This window comes from Pseudomonas sp. Sample_11, from assembly GCF_004307505.1.
Lineage (GTDB): Bacteria > Pseudomonadota > Gammaproteobacteria > Pseudomonadales > Pseudomonadaceae > Aquipseudomonas > Aquipseudomonas atacamensis.
The window spans coordinates 1-15,094 of record NZ_RCOD01000093.1 but is presented as its reverse complement, the minus strand read 5'-3'; the positions used below and the strand labels follow the sequence as shown (position 1 = coordinate 15,094).

Here is a 15,094-nt window from a genome sequence, read left to right as displayed (position 1 = left end):
CCATGGATAAGCCTGACGAGTCTGTGACGGATCTGATCCGCGCCCGCGATGTTCGTGGTTTCGAATCCTGGGCGCTGCCCAGCTTCGACCCGCCGAAACCGGAACCCGAGCCGGAACCGGAGCCCGAACCGCCGGAAATGGAAGAAGTGCCGCTGGAAGAAGTCCAGCCACTGACCCTGGAAGAACTCGAAAGTATCCGTCAGGAGGCTTACAACGAGGGCTTCGCCATCGGCGAAAAAGAAGGTTTTCACAGCACCACGCTGAAGGTGCGTCAGGAAGCCGAAACGGCGCTGGCGGCGAAAATCGCCAGCCTCGAGCTGTTGATGGCCAACCTGTTCGAACCGATCGCCGAGCAAGACACCCAGATTGAAAAGTCGCTGGTTGACCTCGTGCAACACATCACCAAGCAGGTGATCAAGCGCGAACTGGCCATCGATTCAACGCAGATCGAACACGTCATGCGCGATGCCCTCAAGCTATTGCCGCTGGGCGTGGAAAACGTGCGCCTGTACGTCAATCCGCAGGATTTCGCCCAGGTCAAAGCCCTGCGCGAACGCCACGAAGAAAGCTGGCGCATCGTCGAAGACGAGTCGCTGTTGCCGGGCGGTTGCCGGGTTGAAACCGAGCACAGCCGCATCGACGCCAGCGTCGAATCGCGGGTGACCCAGGTCATGGCCAAGCTGTTCGACCAATTGCATGAGCAGGCTCTGCATCCGGCAGCGGCAGACCTGACGCTCGATATTCCTGAAGACACCCCAGCGGCTGTCGACTCTGACGAGCCGCGCGCGGACGCCAGCGATGCGCCTTGAACGCACCAGCTTCGCCAAGCGCCTGAGCACCTACGCCGAGGCCACCGAGATTGCCGGCGCGCCGATCCTTGAAGGTCGGCTGCTGCGCATGGTCGGCCTGACCCTCGAAGCCGAAGGCTTGCGCGCCGCCATGGGCACCCGTTGCATGGTGATCAATGACGACAGCTACCACCCGTCCCAGGTGGAAGCGGAAGTCATGGGTTTTTCCGGCAGCAAAGTCTTTCTGATGCCGGTCGGCAGCGTCGCCGGGATTGCCCCGGGCGCCCGCGTGGTGCCGCTGGCCGATACCGGTCGTTTGCCGATGGGCATGAGCATGCTCGGTCGTGTTCTTGACGGTGCCGGTCGTGCGCTGGACGGCAAGGGCGGCATGAAGGCCGAAGACTGGGTGCCGATGGATGGCCCGACCATCAACCCGCTCAACCGTGACCCGATCAGCGTACCGCTGGACGTCGGCATCCGTTGCATCAACGGTTTGCTGACGGTCGGCCGTGGCCAGCGTCTGGGTCTGTTCGCCGGCACCGGGGTCGGTAAATCGGTGCTGTTGGGCATGATGACCCGCTTCACCGAGGCCGACATCATCGTCGTCGGCCTGATCGGTGAGCGTGGTCGCGAAGTTAAGGAATTCATCGAACACATTCTCGGTGAAGAAGGCCTCAAACGTTCGGTAGTGGTCGCCTCGCCAGCGGACGACGCACCGCTGATGCGTATGCGCGCGGCAATGTATTGCACGCGCATCGCCGAGTATTTCCGCGACAAGGGCAAGAACGTTCTGCTGCTGATGGACTCGCTGACCCGTTTCGCCCAGGCCCAGCGGGAAATCGCTCTGGCCATCGGTGAGCCGCCAGCAACCAAGGGTTATCCGCCCTCGGTGTTCGCCAAACTGCCGAAACTGGTGGAGCGCGCCGGTAACGCGGAGAAGGGCGGTGGCTCGATCACGGCGTTCTACACCGTACTGTCCGAAGGCGATGACCAGCAGGACCCGATTGCCGACTCGGCGCGGGGCGTGCTCGACGGCCACATCGTCCTGTCGCGGCGTCTGGCCGAGGAAGGCCACTATCCGGCGATCGACATCGAAGCGTCGATCAGCCGGGTGATGCCGGCGGTGGTTTCGCCGGATCACATGCAGCGCGCGCAGTATTTCAAACAGCTTTGGTCGCGCTATCAGCAGAGCCGTGATTTGATCAGCGTCGGTGCCTACGTAGCCGGTGGCGATCGCGAGACCGATCTGGCGATTTCCCTGCAACCACAACTGGTCAGGTATCAGCGCCAGGGCCTCAACGACAAAATCAATCTGGGTGAAAGCCAGGCCTATCTGGAAACCCTGTTCGCCCCTGCGGCGGGCGGGTAACCGGCCATGGCCGTCAGCCGCGCCGCGCGCCTGGCACCGGTGGTGGACATGGCCGAAAAGGCCGAGAAAGCCGCCGTGCAGCGCCTCGCCTACTTTCAGGGCCAGGTCAAAGTTGCCGAAAGCAAACTGGCCGACCTCAATGCCTTTCGTCTGGATTACTCGCAGCAATGGATCGTGCGCGGCAGCACCGGCGTGACCGGGCAATGGCTGCTGGGCTTTCAGGGTTTTCTCGCGCAACTCGACACCGCCGTCGACCAGCAACGGCAGAGCCTGGTCTGGCATCAGAACAAGCTCGACAAGGCGCGTGAGGAATGGCAGCAGGCGTTTGCCCGCGTCGAGGGTTTGCGCAAACTGGTGCAGCGCTATCGTGATGAAGCACAACGCCTGGAAGACAAGCGCGAGCAGAAGCTGCTCGATGAATTGTCGCAGCGGTTGCCACGGCGTGATGCCTTTTAAAGATCAAAAGATCGCAGCCTTCGGCAGCTCCTACAGGGGAATGCATTTTCAAATGTAGGAGCTGCCGAAGGCCGCGATCTTTTGATCTGCTTTTCCAGCCTTGCCCCAACCCTATCCAGGTGCTACACCTTGTACAGGTTCGTCAATGACAAGGAAGCCAGTCAATGTCAGTCGTTACAGAAGTCTCTCCAGACCAGAAAAAGCTCACGATCGCCGTCAAAGGCCGGTTCGATTTCGGTCGCCATCAGGAATTTCGCGAGTCGTATGAACGGCTCCCACACAAACCCGAATCCATCGTGGTCGATCTCAAAGAGGCCACTTACCTCGACAGCTCCGCGCTGGGCATGCTGCTCCTGCTGCGTGATCACGCCGGTGGCGACGAGTCGGATATCCGTGTCGTCAACAGCAGCTCCGATGTGAAGAAAATCCTCGCGATTTCCAACTTCGACAAACTCTTCGACATCAGTTGACGCCCATGCAGGCGCAAGAGCCGCTGACCATTCTTATCGCCGAAGACAGCGCCGCCGACCGGCTGCTGCTGTCGACCATTGTCCGCCGTCAGGGCCATCAGGTGCTGACGGCGGCCAATGGTGCCGAAGCGGTCGAAACGTTCAAAGAGCAGCAGCCCGATCTGGTGTTGATGGACGCGCTGATGCCGGTGATGGACGGCTTCGAAGCGGCGCGGCAGATCAAGGCACTGGCGGGTGAAGCATTGGTGCCGATCATCTTCCTCACCTCGCTGACCGAGAGTGAAGCGCTGGCTCGGTGTCTGGAGGCTGGCGGCGACGATTTTCTGGCGAAGCCGTACAACCAGGTGATACTTGCCGCCAAAATCAAGGCGATGGATCGCTTGCGTCGCCTTCAGGCAACGGTCCTGCAACAGCGCGATCTGATCGCCAGACATCACGACTATCTGCTCAACGAACAACGCGTGGCCAAAGCGGTGTTCGACAAGGTCGCGCATTCCGGTTGCCTGAGCGCGCCGAACATCCGATACCTGCAATCGCCTTACGCGCTGTTCAATGGCGATCTGTTGCTGGCGGCGTACACGCCGGCCGGTGACATGCACGTCATGCTCGGCGATTTCACCGGGCATGGCTTGCCGGCAGCGGTGGGGGCGATGCCGCTGGCCGAAGTGTTTTATGGGATGACCGCCAAGGGTTATGGCCTGGCCGAAATCCTGCGCGAGATGAACGCCAAGCTCAAACGCATCCTGCCGGTGGACATGTTCTGCTGTGCCACCTTGCTCAGTCTGAGTTTCCAGAGCCGTTCGGTGGAGGTGTGGAACGGCGGCATGCCCGACGGTTACTTGCACCGCATGGCCAGTGGCGAACGCGTGCCGTTGCCGGCGCGGCATTTGCCCCTGGGGATTCTCAGCGCGCAAGCCTTCGATGACCGTACGGATGTGTATCCGATGGCCGTCGATGATCGGGTGTTTCTGTTATCGGACGGGGTAATCGATACCTGCGATGCCAATGACCAGTTGTTCGGCGTCGAACGCTTGCAGCAGGTGTTTGCGGCGAACCGCGAGCCGGATCGGTTGTTCGAGGATATCGAACAGGCACTGCGCGATTTTCGCGGGCAGGCCCGTGACGATGTGAGCATGGTCGAGGTCAGTCTGCTTGAGTCGGCGCAGGCCCACGGCGCGGCGCCGGTGTATTCCGACAGCGGCCAGTCGTGCCCGCTGGACTGGTCGGCCAGTTTCGAATTTCGCGGCGCCACGCTCAGGCGTTTCAATCCGTTGCCGTTCCTCTTGCAGTTGCTGCTTGAGGTGCATGGGTTGCGCGCGCAAAGCGGGGCGCTGTACAGCGTGCTCGCCGAGCTGTATTCCAATGGCCTGGAGCACGGCGTGCTCGGGCTGGACTCCAGCCTTAAACGCGATGCGGCAGGTTTCGCCCGCTACTATGAAATGCGCGCGGCGCGGCTGGAGGCGCTGCAAGACGGTTTCGTGCGCGTGCATCTGCAGGTCCAGCCGCAAGGCGAGGGCGGGCGGCTGGTCATTCGCGTCGAGGACAGCGGCAAGGGCTTTGATGTGGCGCGGGTCATGGAGCGGCCCGTGGATAACGTCCGCTTGTCGGGACGCGGCATCGGTCTGGTCCGGCAACTGGGGCGCAACGCCAGTTGGTCTGACCAGGGTCGTAGTGCCAGCGTGGAGTTTTTCTGGGAGATTGAGGCATAATCCGCCCATTCTTGATCAAGGAGTGAGCAAGTGACAGACCCACATGTAGATCGCGAAGTCCTCGACACTTTGCGCGAGGTGATGGAGGACGGCTATACGGAATTGCTGGAGACTTTTCTGGCAGATTCGCAAAGCCGCCTGCACGAGTTGCAGGACAGCACCAGCGCCAAAGCGCTATCCGATGTAGCCCATAGCTTCAAGGGCAGCGCGAGCAACATGGGCGCGGTTCGACTGGCCGAGTTGTGCCAGGACCTTGAGTCGAATGCCAAGGACAAAAGTCCGGAAGCGCTCGCTCAACTGGTGGCCGATATCCATTCCGAATTCGCCGAAGTACGCCCGGTGTACGAAAGCGAAAAGCACCACGCCCACATCCACTGAAGCTGCCGTCCGGCGCTTTTCGCAAGTGTCTGGCCAAACTGGCCCGGCACTTGCAGTCATCTTGCTCAACTGTACCTACGATCCCAGTGCAGCGGAGACCGTGTCATGCCTGCGACCCCCAACATACTTCTTCAGACCGCCGCTCAGGCCAAGGCGCAAGCCGCCTCTGCCAAATCGTCGGCAATGGCCGCAGACGCCGGGGACAAGGCTTCCAGCTTCGCCAGAGTGTTTGCCGATCAGGCGCCGGCCAAGCCTGCCGTGAGTGCTGACAATTCAGTCAAGCCGGCACGCGATAAGGTCGCAGACAGCAGCGGCAAAAAGGATATCGGCAAAGATCAGCCTGCCGCGCCCGAGCCAGCAGTTGCCGATAGCGGCAAAGCGTTGCCTGCCGACAAAGCGGCGACGAGCGACGACGCGACTGCCACTGCCGATGACACCACTGAAACGGTACAAACCCCTGTGGCCGATGCCGCGCCTGTAGATCCGGCGCTTGATCCGGCCTTGGCGCAAGTCGTTCAGCCGTTGGTGGCAGCGCCTGTGGTGCAAGCACCAACAGTCACCACGCCAGCCCAGCCGGAAACCGAAGCGCCTGCACTGGCGGTCGTGTCGGGCATGGTCAAAGATCCGGCGGCTACCGACAGCGAATTTGATCCGACAGCCGACCCGCTCGATTCCCTGCCGGCCGTGCGCATGGCGATGGAGCAGGGCGGGCATATTTCTGCCGCCAGCCAGGCGCAACCGAAAGCCACGCCTGCTCAAGCTCAGGCTGACGGCGAATTGACCGCCGCGCAGAACTTTGCCGCCGGCATGGCCAGCATGCTCGACGTGCAGGCCGACAAGGACAGCACCAGCCAGGGCGGCGAACAAGCTTTCAGCGGGTTGATCGACGATGGTTTGAAAGATTTGAAATCCGCGACCAGCGACACCCGCGTCGACGACTTCGCCAACCGTCTGGCGGCACTGACCCAGGCCGCTACGCCGAAAACAGCCAATGCGCTGCCGGTGAATCAGCCGATCGCCATGCACCAGAGCGGCTGGACCGAAGAAGTGGTCAACCGCGTCATGTACCTGTCCAGCGTCAACCTGAAGGCCGCCGACATTCAGTTGCAGCCGGCGGAGCTGGGGCGCCTGGATATCCGCGTGAACATGGTTCCCGATCAGCAGACCCAGGTCACCTTCATGAGCGCGCATCCGAGCGTGCGTGAAGCGCTCGACAGCCAGATGCACCGCCTGCGCGACATGTTCAACCAGCAGGGCATGGGCCAGGTCGACGTCAATGTCGCCGACCAGAACCGTGGCTGGCAGGGGCAGCAAGGTCAGGAACAAGCGCAGCAGGGGCAGAGTGGCCGGACCAGCGCGGCGGGTGGGCGTCTTGATTCGGTGGATGAGGAATTGGCACCGGCTACAGTGGCGGAAGTTGCCGCGCAGACCACCAGCGTCATCGGCACCAGCGCGGTCGACTACTACGCCTGACGGTTGCGGTGACCCAAAAAGATCGCAGCCTTCGGCAACTCCTACAGGGTGTACACCGGCTACTGTAGGAGCTGCCGAAGGCTGCGATCTTTTGCTTTTGTGTTTGTGGCAATTTCCTCAATCAGATACTCCGACACTTCTGGCATAACACTTGCTCTTGCCTTGCCGTGCGACTGTGAAACCCCCGATTAGTGACGGATTATTGGCATGGCGAAGAGCGAAGCTGCAGCAGTAAAAGACCCCGCAACCAAAGGCAAACTCAAGCTGATCATCGTGATCGTGCTGGCGTTGCTGGTGGCCATCGGTGCATCCGTCGGGGCGACCTGGTTCTTCATGCACGGCGCGCAGAGCAAGCCTGCCGAGGCCGCTGAAGCTGCGCCGGTCGGCAAGCAGGCGGCGATTTTCGAGCCGATGGCGCCGGCCTTCGTTGCCAACTACAACCAGAACGGCCGTCAGCGCTACATGCAGGTGAGCATCACCATGCTGGCGCGTAATCAGGCCGATCTGGACGCGCTCAAGGTGCACATGCCGGTTATCCGCAACAACCTGGTAATGCTCTTCTCCGGTCAGGATTTCGCCACGCTGGCGACACCGGTCGGACAAGAGATGCTGCGCCAGAAGGCCACCGCCAGCGTCCAGGAAGTGGCGCAGAAAGAACTGGGCAAAGTGGTTATCGAACAGTTGCTTTTCACTAATTTCGTACTGCAGTAGGAACACGACATGGCCGTGCAGGATCTGCTGTCCCAGGATGAAATCGATGCGCTGCTGCATGGCGTCGATGATGGTCTGGTACAGACCGATAATGCTGCCGAACCCGGCAGTGTCAAAAGCTACGACCTGACCAGCCAGGATCGCATCGTCCGTGGACGCATGCCGACGCTGGAAATGATCAACGAGCGCTTTGCCCGCTACACCCGCATCAGCATGTTCAACATGCTGCGCCGCTCGGCGGACGTGGCCGTCGGTGGCGTGCAGGTGATGAAGTTCGGCGAATACGTGCACTCGCTGTACGTGCCGACCAGCCTCAACCTGGTCAAGATCAAGCCGCTGCGCGGCACTGCGCTGTTCATCCTCGATGCCAAGCTGGTGTTCAAGCTGGTGGACAACTTCTTCGGCGGCGATGGCCGCCACGCCAAGATCGAAGGGCGTGAATTCACCCCGACCGAGCTGCGCGTGGTGCGCATGGTGCTGGAGCAGGCCTTCATCGATTTGAAGGAAGCCTGGCAGGCGATCATGGAAGTGAACTTCGAGTACATCAACTCGGAAGTGAACCCGGCCATGGCCAACATCGTCGGCCCGAGCGAAGCGATTGTGGTCTCCACCTTCCACATCGAACTCGATGGCGGTGGCGGCGATCTGCACGTGACCATGCCGTACTCGATGATCGAGCCGGTGCGCGAGATGCTCGACGCCGGTTTCCAGTCCGACCTCGACGATCAGGACGAGCGCTGGGTCAACGCCCTGCGCCAGGACGTGCTCGATGTCGACGTGCCGATCGGTGCCACCGTAGCCCGCCGCCAGTTGAAGCTGCGCGACATCCTGCACATGCAACCGGGCGATGTGATCCCGGTCGAGATGCCGGAAGACATGATCATGCGCGCCAACGGCGTGCCGGCCTTCAAGGTCAAGATGGGCTCGCACAAAGGCAACCTCGCGTTGCAAGTGATCGAGCCGATCGAGCGTCGCTGAGGCGGCGCCTTTCACCCCCGTATTTAACCGAATTGTTGCCCGCCGAGGACACATGATGAACGACGATATGAACGCGCAGGACGATCAGGCACTGGCCGATGAATGGGCTGCGGCCCTGGAAGAAACCGGTGATGCCGGCCAGGCTGACATCGATGCACTGCTGGCCGCCGACGCCGGTACTTCCAGCTCCAACCGTCTGCCGATGGAAGAGTTTGGCAGCGTGCCGAAGAACAATGATCCGGTGACCCTCGACGGTCCGAACCTGGACGTGATCCTCGACATTCCAGTGTCGATCTCGATGGAAGTCGGCAGCACCGACATCAATATCCGCAACCTGCTGCAACTCAACCAGGGTTCGGTGATCGAGCTTGATCGGCTGGCCGGTGAGCCGCTCGACGTGCTGGTCAACGGCACCTTGATCGCCCACGGCGAAGTAGTGGTGGTCAACGAGAAGTTCGGCATCCGCCTGACTGACGTGATCAGCCCAAGCGAACGCATCAAGAAGCTGCGCTGAGTGAAAAGGTTTCTCTGGGTGCTGCTGGCATGGCCGTTGAGCGTGCTGGCTGCCGAGCCGAGCGCAACCACTGCCGCGCCTGCCGCCACCGCGCCGATGGTCAACAGCGGCGTGGCCGGTCAGTTGACGCAACTGGTGTTCGGTTTGCTGCTGGTGCTGGGCTTGATCTTCTTCCTCGCCTGGCTGTTGCGCCGCGTGCAACAGGCGGGGCCGGCGGGCAAGGGCCAGGTGATCGAGCTGATCGGTTCCCGCGCGCTCGGTCCGCGTGATCGCTTGATGCTGGTGCAGGTCGGCAACGAGCAGATTCTGCTCGGCCTCAGCCCCGGCACCATCACCGCGCTGCATGTGCTCAAAGAGCCGGTCGAAGTCCCCACCGCCAGTGAAAAAGCGACGCCGGAATTTGCTCAGCATCTGCTGAAGATTCTTGGCAAGGACCAAAAGGATACGAAGTAATGGGTGCGCTCCGCATCGTCTTGACGCTGCTCCTGTTGCTGGCCGCGCCGCTGGCGTTCGCCGCCGATCCGTTGTCGATCCCGGCGATCACGCTGGGCACCAATGCCGACGGCGCGCAGGAATACTCGGTCAGTCTGCAGATCCTGCTGATCATGACCGCGCTGAGTTTTATTCCGGCAGCGGTCATCCTTATGACCAGTTTCACGCGGATCATCATTGTCTTCTCGATCCTGCGTCAGGCCCTCGGCCTGCAACAGACGCCGTCGAACCAGATCCTCACCGGCATGGCGCTGTTCCTGACGCTGTTCATCATGGCGCCGGTGTTCGACCGGGTGAACAACGACGCGCTGCAACCGTATCTGGCGGAAACCCTCACCGCCCAGCAAGCTGTGGAAAAGGCTCAGGTGCCGATCAAGGACTTCATGCTCGCGCAGACCCGCACCAGCGATCTGGAGTTGTTCATGCGCCTGTCCAAGCGCACCGACATCGCCAGCCCGGATCAGGCGCCGTTGACCATTCTGGTACCGGCGTTCGTGACCTCCGAGCTTAAAACCGCCTTCCAGATCGGCTTCATGATCTTCATTCCGTTCCTGATCATCGACCTCGTCGTGGCGAGCGTGCTGATGGCCATGGGTATGATGATGCTCTCGCCGCTGATCATCTCGCTGCCGTTCAAGATCATGCTGTTCGTGCTCGTCGATGGCTGGGCGCTGATCATCGGTACTCTGGCCAGCAGTTTTGGAGGTGTTTCGCCATGACGCCGGAAGTCGCGGTCGATATCTTTCGTGAAGCCCTGTGGCTGACCACCATGATGGTCGCCATCCTGGTGGTGCCGAGCCTTCTGGTCGGCCTGCTGGTGTCGATGTTCCAGGCTGCCACGCAGATCAACGAACAGACCCTGAGCTTCCTGCCGCGTCTGCTGGTGATGTTGGTGACCCTGATCATTGGCGGTCCGTGGATCGTGCAGACGTTCATGGAATACATCATCCAGCTGTACAAAAACATTCCGATGGTCATCGGCTAAGCCATGCAATCGCTGCTTCAGCTGACCGACACCCAGATCAGCACTTGGGTGGCGTCATTCATGTTGCCGCTGTTTCGCGTGGCGTCGATGCTGATGGTCATGCCGGTGTTCGGCACCACCCTGATTCCGCGTCGCGTGCGCCTGTATTTCGCCGTGGCGATCACCGTGGTCATCACCCCGGCGCTGCCGCCGATGCCCGCCGTCAGCCCACTCGATCTCAGCGGCCTGCTGCTGATCGGCGAGCAGATTCTGGTCGGCGCCGTGCTCGGCTTTTCCCTGCAACTGTTCTTCCAGGCCTTTGCCGTCGCCGGGCAGATTGTCGCGGTGCAGATGGGCATGGGCTTCGCCTCGATGATCGACCCTACCAACGGCGTTTCGGTGGCGGTGATCGGGCAGTTCTTCACCATGCTGGTGACGTTGCTGTTTCTGTCGATGAACGGCCATCTGGTGGTGTTCGAAGTCCTCACTGAAAGTTTCACCACGCTGCCGGTCGGCGGCGGTCTGATGGTTGCGCATTACTGGGAACTGGCCGGCAAACTTGGCTGGGTCCTCGGCGCCGCCTTGCTGCTGGTGTTGCCGGCCGTCACCGCACTGTTGGTGGTCAACATCGCGTTCGGGGTGATGACCCGCGCCGCGCCGCAACTGAACATCTTCTCGATCGGTTTTCCGCTGACCCTGGTGCTCGGCCTGTTCATCGTCTGGGTGGGCCTTGCGGACATTCTCAACCAGTATCAACCGCTGGCCAGCGAGGCCTTGCAGTTGCTACGCGAACTGGCACGGGCGCGCTGAGTCATGGCAGAGAGCGAAAGCGGTCAGGACAAAACAGAAGACCCCACGGAGAAACGCAAAAAGGACTCCCGTGAGAAGGGTGAAATCGCCCGTTCCAAAGAGCTCAACACTCTGGCCGTGATGATGGCCGGTGCCTCTGCGCTGCTGATCTTCGGCGGCATGCTCGCGCAAGAAATGATGGACGTGATGCGCCTGAACTTCACCCTGTCCCGCGAAGTGGTCATGGACCAAGGCGCGATGGGCCGGTTCTTGCTGGAGTCGGGCCTGATCGCCTTGCTGGCGATTCAGCCGGTGATGATCACCCTGTTGCTCGCCGCCATCATCGGGCCGATCTCCCTCGGTGGCTGGCTGTTCGCCGCAAAGTCGCTGGCGCCCAAATTCAGCCGGATGAACCCGGCCGCCGGCCTCAAACGCATGTTCTCGTTCAAGGCTGTGGTCGAACTGCTCAAGGCCCTGGCGAAGTTTCTGATTACTCTGGGGGTGGCGCTGTTGGTGCTGTCCGCCGACGTCGACGACTTGCTGCGCATCGCCCACGAACCACTGGACATGGCGATCATTCACAGCGTCCTGCTGGTGGGCTGGAGCACACTGTGGCTGGCCTGCGGCCTGATCATCATCGCCGCCGTCGACGTGCCGGTGCAGCTCTGGGAAGCGCACAAGAAACTGCTGATGACCAAGCAGGAAGTGCGCGACGAACACAAGGACCAGGAAGGTCGCCCAGAGGTCAAGCAACGCATCCGCCAGACCCAGCGGGAAATGTCCCAGCGGCGCATGATGGCGGCGATTCCCGAAGCCGACGTGGTCATTACCAACCCGACCCACTATGCCGTCGCGCTCAAATACGACTCGGAGAAGGGCGGCGCGCCGGTGCTGCTGGCCAAGGGCAGCGACTTCATCGCCCTGAAAATCCGCGAAATCGCAGTGGCCAACAACGTCATGCTGCTTGAATCGCCTGCGTTGGCGCGCTCGATCTATTACTCAACTGAGCTTGAGCAGGAAATTCCTGGCGGGCTGTATCTGGCAGTGGCGCAGGTATTGGCCTACGTCTACCAGATCCGCCAGCACCAGGCAGGCAAGGGCAAACGGCCGGATCCGTTGAAGGATGATTTGCCGATTCCGCCGGATTTGCGTCGGGATTCTTGACCGGACTGTACGAAACAAAAAAACGCCGTCCCGATTGTATGGGGCGGCGTTTTTTTGCCTGAAGATGCGTTGTCTTTGTTTATAACCGCCGTACATGAATGTAGTCGATGTGGAAGTCATTTCCACCGTTTGCTCCGCCATACCCTCCCCGATCTTCATGATTCGATATGTAAATTGTGTAGGGCCCACTTACCGGTACTCTGAACGGAGCAGTTTGCTCGTAATAGGCGCCATTGCGAGGAACAACAAACAGTCCCAAAATCGCCAGGCCGCTGGAGGTACTGACGCTGATCCTCGGTGGTTGGTTATCGGGCTGGGGGCTAACATTGGCTATTCGATAGCTAAAGCTGTAAGTTCTTGCTGCATCGAATTGAAACGTCTGGCTCAATAAAACCCCTGAGTTGCCCGCGACGTCATAAGTGTAGTTTTCATAATAACCGTTGAGAATTCGGGCTGTTCTCGAGGCTGATCCAAACGCCCAGTTTCCCGCATTGCCATTGAAGTCGGTAATCGAATCTCTCCAAGTATCAACAGCTACAGTCACAGTCCATGTGGCTGATTCAGCTTCCTGCCCATATAAAGCCCTGGCTTTGAAAACATGTAGACCCAGGCCCAGCCCGGATAAAAGCACCTGCCAGACGCCGGTCGTCTCATCGGCGGTGGGTTGGCCTTTGGGCGTAATACCATCCAGTATTTCAACTTTTTGGCCAGCTGCTGCTGTACCGCTCAACGTTACGGAAGTTTCGAAAGTAGACCCATTGCTGGCAATTGCAGTCCCGCTTGGGAAGCCTCTAGCGGAGGTCAGTGTGGGCGCCGGGGCTGCTACCGCTGTCAGATTGCGTACGTTTGAATAAACCGGGGTAGGGTGGTAAAGCGATTTAGCATACAAGCGGTGACCGCCGACTGTGATGGTGATGGTGTGCTGCCAAGCCCCATCGATTGAACTAGCGGTTACTTTGCCTTTCGACACTGCGCTCGGACCGCTACCATCGAAAATCTCGACTTCCCTGCCTTTGCTGGCGGTGCCCTTGAGGATTAACTTGGTGCTGATAGTGCTGGCACCTTCAGGCACTTCGTTATTGTTCGAGTCCAATACGTTGGTGAGGGTAGGGGCCGGCAAATTCTCCTTAAGACGAATGTTCAGCGTCTCATTCGGCGATTCGCCAAAGTTCCCCAATTGGTCCGTCACCTCGAAATTGGCATTGATCTCGCCGTCAATAAAGTTTTCAAAGTCATCGGTATACAGCGTTACGCTCACTGGCGCCGAGGGATCGGTGACCTCCATCATGAATGTTGCATTGCCTAGTTGTAATTGCACCTGGTCGAAGGGTTCTTTAGTGGTGTAGCTCATTTCGAACGTTACGCCCCTCTTGGCCAGTTCAGCGGTAACACCATAAGCGATTACCTCCGATGGAATAATCAGCTTGAAGTTGGCGTGGGGGTGCAGATGGTAGAGCACGTGCAAGATATCCGATGACTCCTCATTGCCGCTTAACCGTTTAACTACGTAATGCAGTTTGTTAATGCCGTTTATGAACTTGGCTTTCGGAGCGTTCAGCGCGACTCGCTTATTTTCCTCGCCGGGCTCGATAACGGCGCTGTATACGGGGGTTTTCCCTGCATTAATAAATAATTCGACTGATTCATATTCAGCTAGCGTCGCCACGCCTCGGTTTAGCAATAAAGTCCACGGATCAACCACACACCGCACGCTTTCCGGTGTCCCGGTGAAAAGGCGTCTCGGAACACCGCCATGAGCAAGACCGGAGGGTTTCACCGGGGTCACCCAGCCAGGTATGAATACCGGGACCAGTTTTAAAACTTCAATCACCTCGTCGGATTGGATATCGATAGTTGATTCAGTGTCCATGACGCGCTCCTGGCCCTTGAGAGGCAGGCAAATGGGTGAAGCGCTATCACATACTCGTCTGTGAATTTTGCCCACTGTCATATCTGACAGGTAAATGCGTGTTTCAGACAAGCGGTCAGAGCCTCGTCGCGGGATTTGACACGAAGCGTCTCGGGCTGCTGGCGCAAGGGCAGCGAGTTCATCGCCCTGTAATTCCGCGAAATCGCTTTGGCCAACAAATTCATGCAGCTTGAGATGCCGGATTTTGCGTCGGGATTCCTGAGTTGCTGCGCGGCCATTGGTCTGAGGCCTCCCTTTACTGTCAACTCTGACAGGTGCCCTCTCCGTGATTTTGCAGTTTGATGCAAGGTGCTGCCGCGCACTGGCGCGTCAGTCGAGCGAGTGCAAGGGAGCGCGACCATGAAAGGTATTTTCAGCAGCTACGATGAAAAAACCGGCACAGGCACCATCACGCCGAAGCCCTCGGGACGATGCCTGTCCTTTGCCGAAGCCACGGGTTTTTTTCTGACGGCCAAAGAGTACCGGTTCAGCGTTCCATTGGCTGAGGCCTTGCAGGCGAAGATCAAAGTGGGCGGCGAGGTCGAGTTCGAATTGCCCAAGAGCAAGAATGGAAAAGTAAAAATCCTCCGGTATTGAGCAATTGATCGCAGAGCTGCTGAACGGGGCGGCGGTTCTTTATGATCGTTCCCACGCGCAGCAAAGGAATGCAGCCCGGGACGCTCCGCGTCCCTTCCAAAGCCGAACGCAAAGCGTCCGTTGAGGCATTCCCACGCAGGAGCGTGGGAACGATCATCGCGTGTTGCTACTGCGGCAACTCCAGATTATCCAGCACCCGATTCACCGCCAATTCCCCGAGCATGATCAGCTGCGCAATCCCCATCAGCGTTCGGCGTTGCGATGGCTTGACCAGTCCGGCGAATTCCTGGGCGATGGTTTTGGCCGAGGCGAGGGTTTCGCAGGCGTTGGCCA

18 protein-coding genes are annotated in these 15,094 nt (G+C 59.7%); 16 read left to right on the top strand and 2 right to left on the bottom strand.

Features of this window, described 5'->3' with window-relative positions:
- The first annotated feature begins 2 nt into the window (after positions 1-2).
- The 15 genes from fliH (at position 3) to flhB (ending at position 12,255) form a co-directional block, all read left to right on the top strand.
- Positions 3-809, top strand: coding sequence for a flagellar assembly protein FliH (gene fliH, locus D8U60_RS24550; RefSeq protein WP_130901141.1), 807 nt, complete (start codon positions 3-5; stop codon positions 807-809).
- Positions 799-2,157 (top strand): flagellar protein export ATPase FliI, encoded by a 1,359-nt coding sequence (fliI, locus tag D8U60_RS24545; RefSeq protein ID WP_016771077.1) that lies wholly within the window; start codon positions 799-801, stop codon positions 2,155-2,157. Before fliH ends, fliI begins: the two co-directional genes overlap by 11 nt.
- Positions 2,158-2,163: 6 nt before the next feature.
- Positions 2,164-2,613 (top strand): flagellar export protein FliJ, encoded by a 450-nt coding sequence (gene fliJ, locus D8U60_RS24540; protein ID WP_016771076.1) that lies wholly within the window; start codon positions 2,164-2,166, stop codon positions 2,611-2,613.
- 164 nt (positions 2,614-2,777) lie between these two features.
- A complete protein-coding gene (locus D8U60_RS24535; protein ID WP_016771075.1) occupies positions 2,778-3,083 on the top strand; it encodes an STAS domain-containing protein in 306 nt (101 codons plus the stop codon).
- A gap of 5 nt (positions 3,084-3,088) precedes the next feature.
- Positions 3,089-4,792 (top strand): fused response regulator/phosphatase, encoded by a 1,704-nt coding sequence (locus D8U60_RS24530; RefSeq protein WP_130901140.1) that lies wholly within the window; start codon positions 3,089-3,091, stop codon positions 4,790-4,792.
- Between the two features lie 30 nt (positions 4,793-4,822).
- The gene (locus tag D8U60_RS24525) at positions 4,823-5,170 is read left to right on the top strand and encodes an Hpt domain-containing protein (protein WP_016771073.1); all 348 of its coding nucleotides are present in this window, start codon (positions 4,823-4,825) and stop codon (positions 5,168-5,170) included.
- A 105-nt stretch (positions 5,171-5,275) separates the two neighbouring features.
- Positions 5,276-6,643, top strand: coding sequence for a flagellar hook-length control protein FliK (locus tag D8U60_RS24520; protein ID WP_130901139.1), 1,368 nt, complete (start codon positions 5,276-5,278; stop codon positions 6,641-6,643).
- Positions 6,644-6,850: 207 nt separating this feature from the next.
- Entirely contained in the window at positions 6,851-7,354 is a 504-nt protein-coding gene (gene fliL, locus D8U60_RS24515; protein WP_016771071.1) for a flagellar basal body-associated protein FliL, read from the top strand.
- A 9-nt stretch (positions 7,355-7,363) separates the two neighbouring features.
- Positions 7,364-8,332, top strand: coding sequence for a flagellar motor switch protein FliM (gene fliM, locus D8U60_RS24510; RefSeq protein WP_008077655.1), 969 nt, complete (start codon positions 7,364-7,366; stop codon positions 8,330-8,332).
- Between the two features lie 52 nt (positions 8,333-8,384).
- A complete protein-coding gene (gene fliN / locus D8U60_RS24505; RefSeq protein WP_162999812.1) occupies positions 8,385-8,846 on the top strand; it encodes a flagellar motor switch protein FliN in 462 nt (153 codons plus the stop codon).
- A complete protein-coding gene (gene fliO, locus D8U60_RS24500) occupies positions 8,847-9,299 on the top strand; it encodes a flagellar biosynthetic protein FliO (protein ID WP_024012109.1) in 453 nt (150 codons plus the stop codon).
- Positions 9,299-10,057 (top strand): flagellar type III secretion system pore protein FliP, encoded by a 759-nt coding sequence (gene fliP / locus D8U60_RS24495; protein ID WP_071171446.1) that lies wholly within the window; start codon positions 9,299-9,301, stop codon positions 10,055-10,057. Before fliO ends, fliP begins: the two co-directional genes overlap by 1 nt.
- Positions 10,054-10,323, top strand: coding sequence for a flagellar biosynthesis protein FliQ (fliQ, locus tag D8U60_RS24490; RefSeq protein WP_016771067.1), 270 nt, complete (start codon positions 10,054-10,056; stop codon positions 10,321-10,323). Before fliP ends, fliQ begins: the two co-directional genes overlap by 4 nt.
- A 3-nt stretch (positions 10,324-10,326) precedes the next feature.
- A complete protein-coding gene (gene fliR / locus D8U60_RS24485; protein WP_073472764.1) occupies positions 10,327-11,112 on the top strand; it encodes a flagellar biosynthetic protein FliR in 786 nt (261 codons plus the stop codon).
- Between the two features lie 3 nt (positions 11,113-11,115).
- Positions 11,116-12,255 carry a flagellar biosynthesis protein FlhB gene (gene flhB, locus D8U60_RS24480; protein ID WP_076566597.1) on the top strand — a complete coding sequence of 380 codons (1,140 nt, stop codon included), beginning with the start codon at positions 11,116-11,118 and terminating at the stop codon, positions 12,253-12,255.
- Between the two features lie 79 nt (positions 12,256-12,334).
- Here flhB and D8U60_RS27730 read toward each other — a convergent pair whose 3' ends face one another.
- Complete coding sequence (locus D8U60_RS27730; RefSeq protein ID WP_177435494.1) at positions 12,335-14,125, bottom strand: hypothetical protein; 1,791 nt, start codon at positions 14,123-14,125, stop codon at positions 12,335-12,337.
- A gap of 77 nt (positions 14,126-14,202) precedes the next feature.
- Positions 14,203-14,403: a hypothetical protein gene (locus D8U60_RS24470; RefSeq protein ID WP_130901138.1), complete on the bottom strand. Its 201-nt coding sequence runs from the start codon at positions 14,401-14,403 to the stop codon at positions 14,203-14,205.
- A 121-nt stretch (positions 14,404-14,524) separates the two neighbouring features.
- Here D8U60_RS24470 and D8U60_RS24465 point away from each other — a divergent pair, with 121 nt between their 5' ends.
- Positions 14,525-14,761 carry a hypothetical protein gene (locus D8U60_RS24465; protein ID WP_130901137.1) on the top strand — a complete coding sequence of 79 codons (237 nt, stop codon included), beginning with the start codon at positions 14,525-14,527 and terminating at the stop codon, positions 14,759-14,761.
- Positions 14,762-15,094 lie beyond the last annotated feature (333 nt).

Bases quoted from the DNA above. Each gene is read 5' to 3' on its own strand.
- fliL (WP_016771071.1), top strand. From the start codon at position 6,851: ATGGCGAAGAGCGAAGCTGCAGCAGTAAAAGACCCCGCAACCAAAGGC.
- D8U60_RS24530 (WP_130901140.1), top strand. From the start codon at position 3,089: ATGCAGGCGCAAGAGCCGCTGACCATTCTTATCGCCGAAGACAGCGCC.
- D8U60_RS24535 (WP_016771075.1), top strand. From the start codon at position 2,778: ATGTCAGTCGTTACAGAAGTCTCTCCAGACCAGAAAAAGCTCACGATC.
- D8U60_RS24470 (WP_130901138.1), bottom strand. From the start codon at position 14,403: ATGGCCGCGCAGCAACTCAGGAATCCCGACGCAAAATCCGGCATCTCA.
- fliN (WP_162999812.1), top strand. From the start codon at position 8,385: ATGATGAACGACGATATGAACGCGCAGGACGATCAGGCACTGGCCGAT.
- fliP (WP_071171446.1), top strand. From the start codon at position 9,299: ATGGGTGCGCTCCGCATCGTCTTGACGCTGCTCCTGTTGCTGGCCGCG.
- D8U60_RS27730 (WP_177435494.1), bottom strand. From the start codon at position 14,125: ATGGACACTGAATCAACTATCGATATCCAATCCGACGAGGTGATTGAA.
- fliJ (WP_016771076.1), top strand. From the start codon at position 2,164: ATGGCCGTCAGCCGCGCCGCGCGCCTGGCACCGGTGGTGGACATGGCC.
- fliR (WP_073472764.1), top strand. From the start codon at position 10,327: ATGCAATCGCTGCTTCAGCTGACCGACACCCAGATCAGCACTTGGGTG.
- fliM (WP_008077655.1), top strand. From the start codon at position 7,364: ATGGCCGTGCAGGATCTGCTGTCCCAGGATGAAATCGATGCGCTGCTG.
- flhB (WP_076566597.1), top strand. From the start codon at position 11,116: ATGGCAGAGAGCGAAAGCGGTCAGGACAAAACAGAAGACCCCACGGAG.
- fliI (WP_016771077.1), top strand. From the start codon at position 799: ATGCGCCTTGAACGCACCAGCTTCGCCAAGCGCCTGAGCACCTACGCC.
- fliH (WP_130901141.1), top strand. From the start codon at position 3: ATGGATAAGCCTGACGAGTCTGTGACGGATCTGATCCGCGCCCGCGAT.
- D8U60_RS24465 (WP_130901137.1), top strand. From the start codon at position 14,525: ATGAAAGGTATTTTCAGCAGCTACGATGAAAAAACCGGCACAGGCACC.
- D8U60_RS24520 (WP_130901139.1), top strand. From the start codon at position 5,276: ATGCCTGCGACCCCCAACATACTTCTTCAGACCGCCGCTCAGGCCAAG.
- fliQ (WP_016771067.1), top strand. From the start codon at position 10,054: ATGACGCCGGAAGTCGCGGTCGATATCTTTCGTGAAGCCCTGTGGCTG.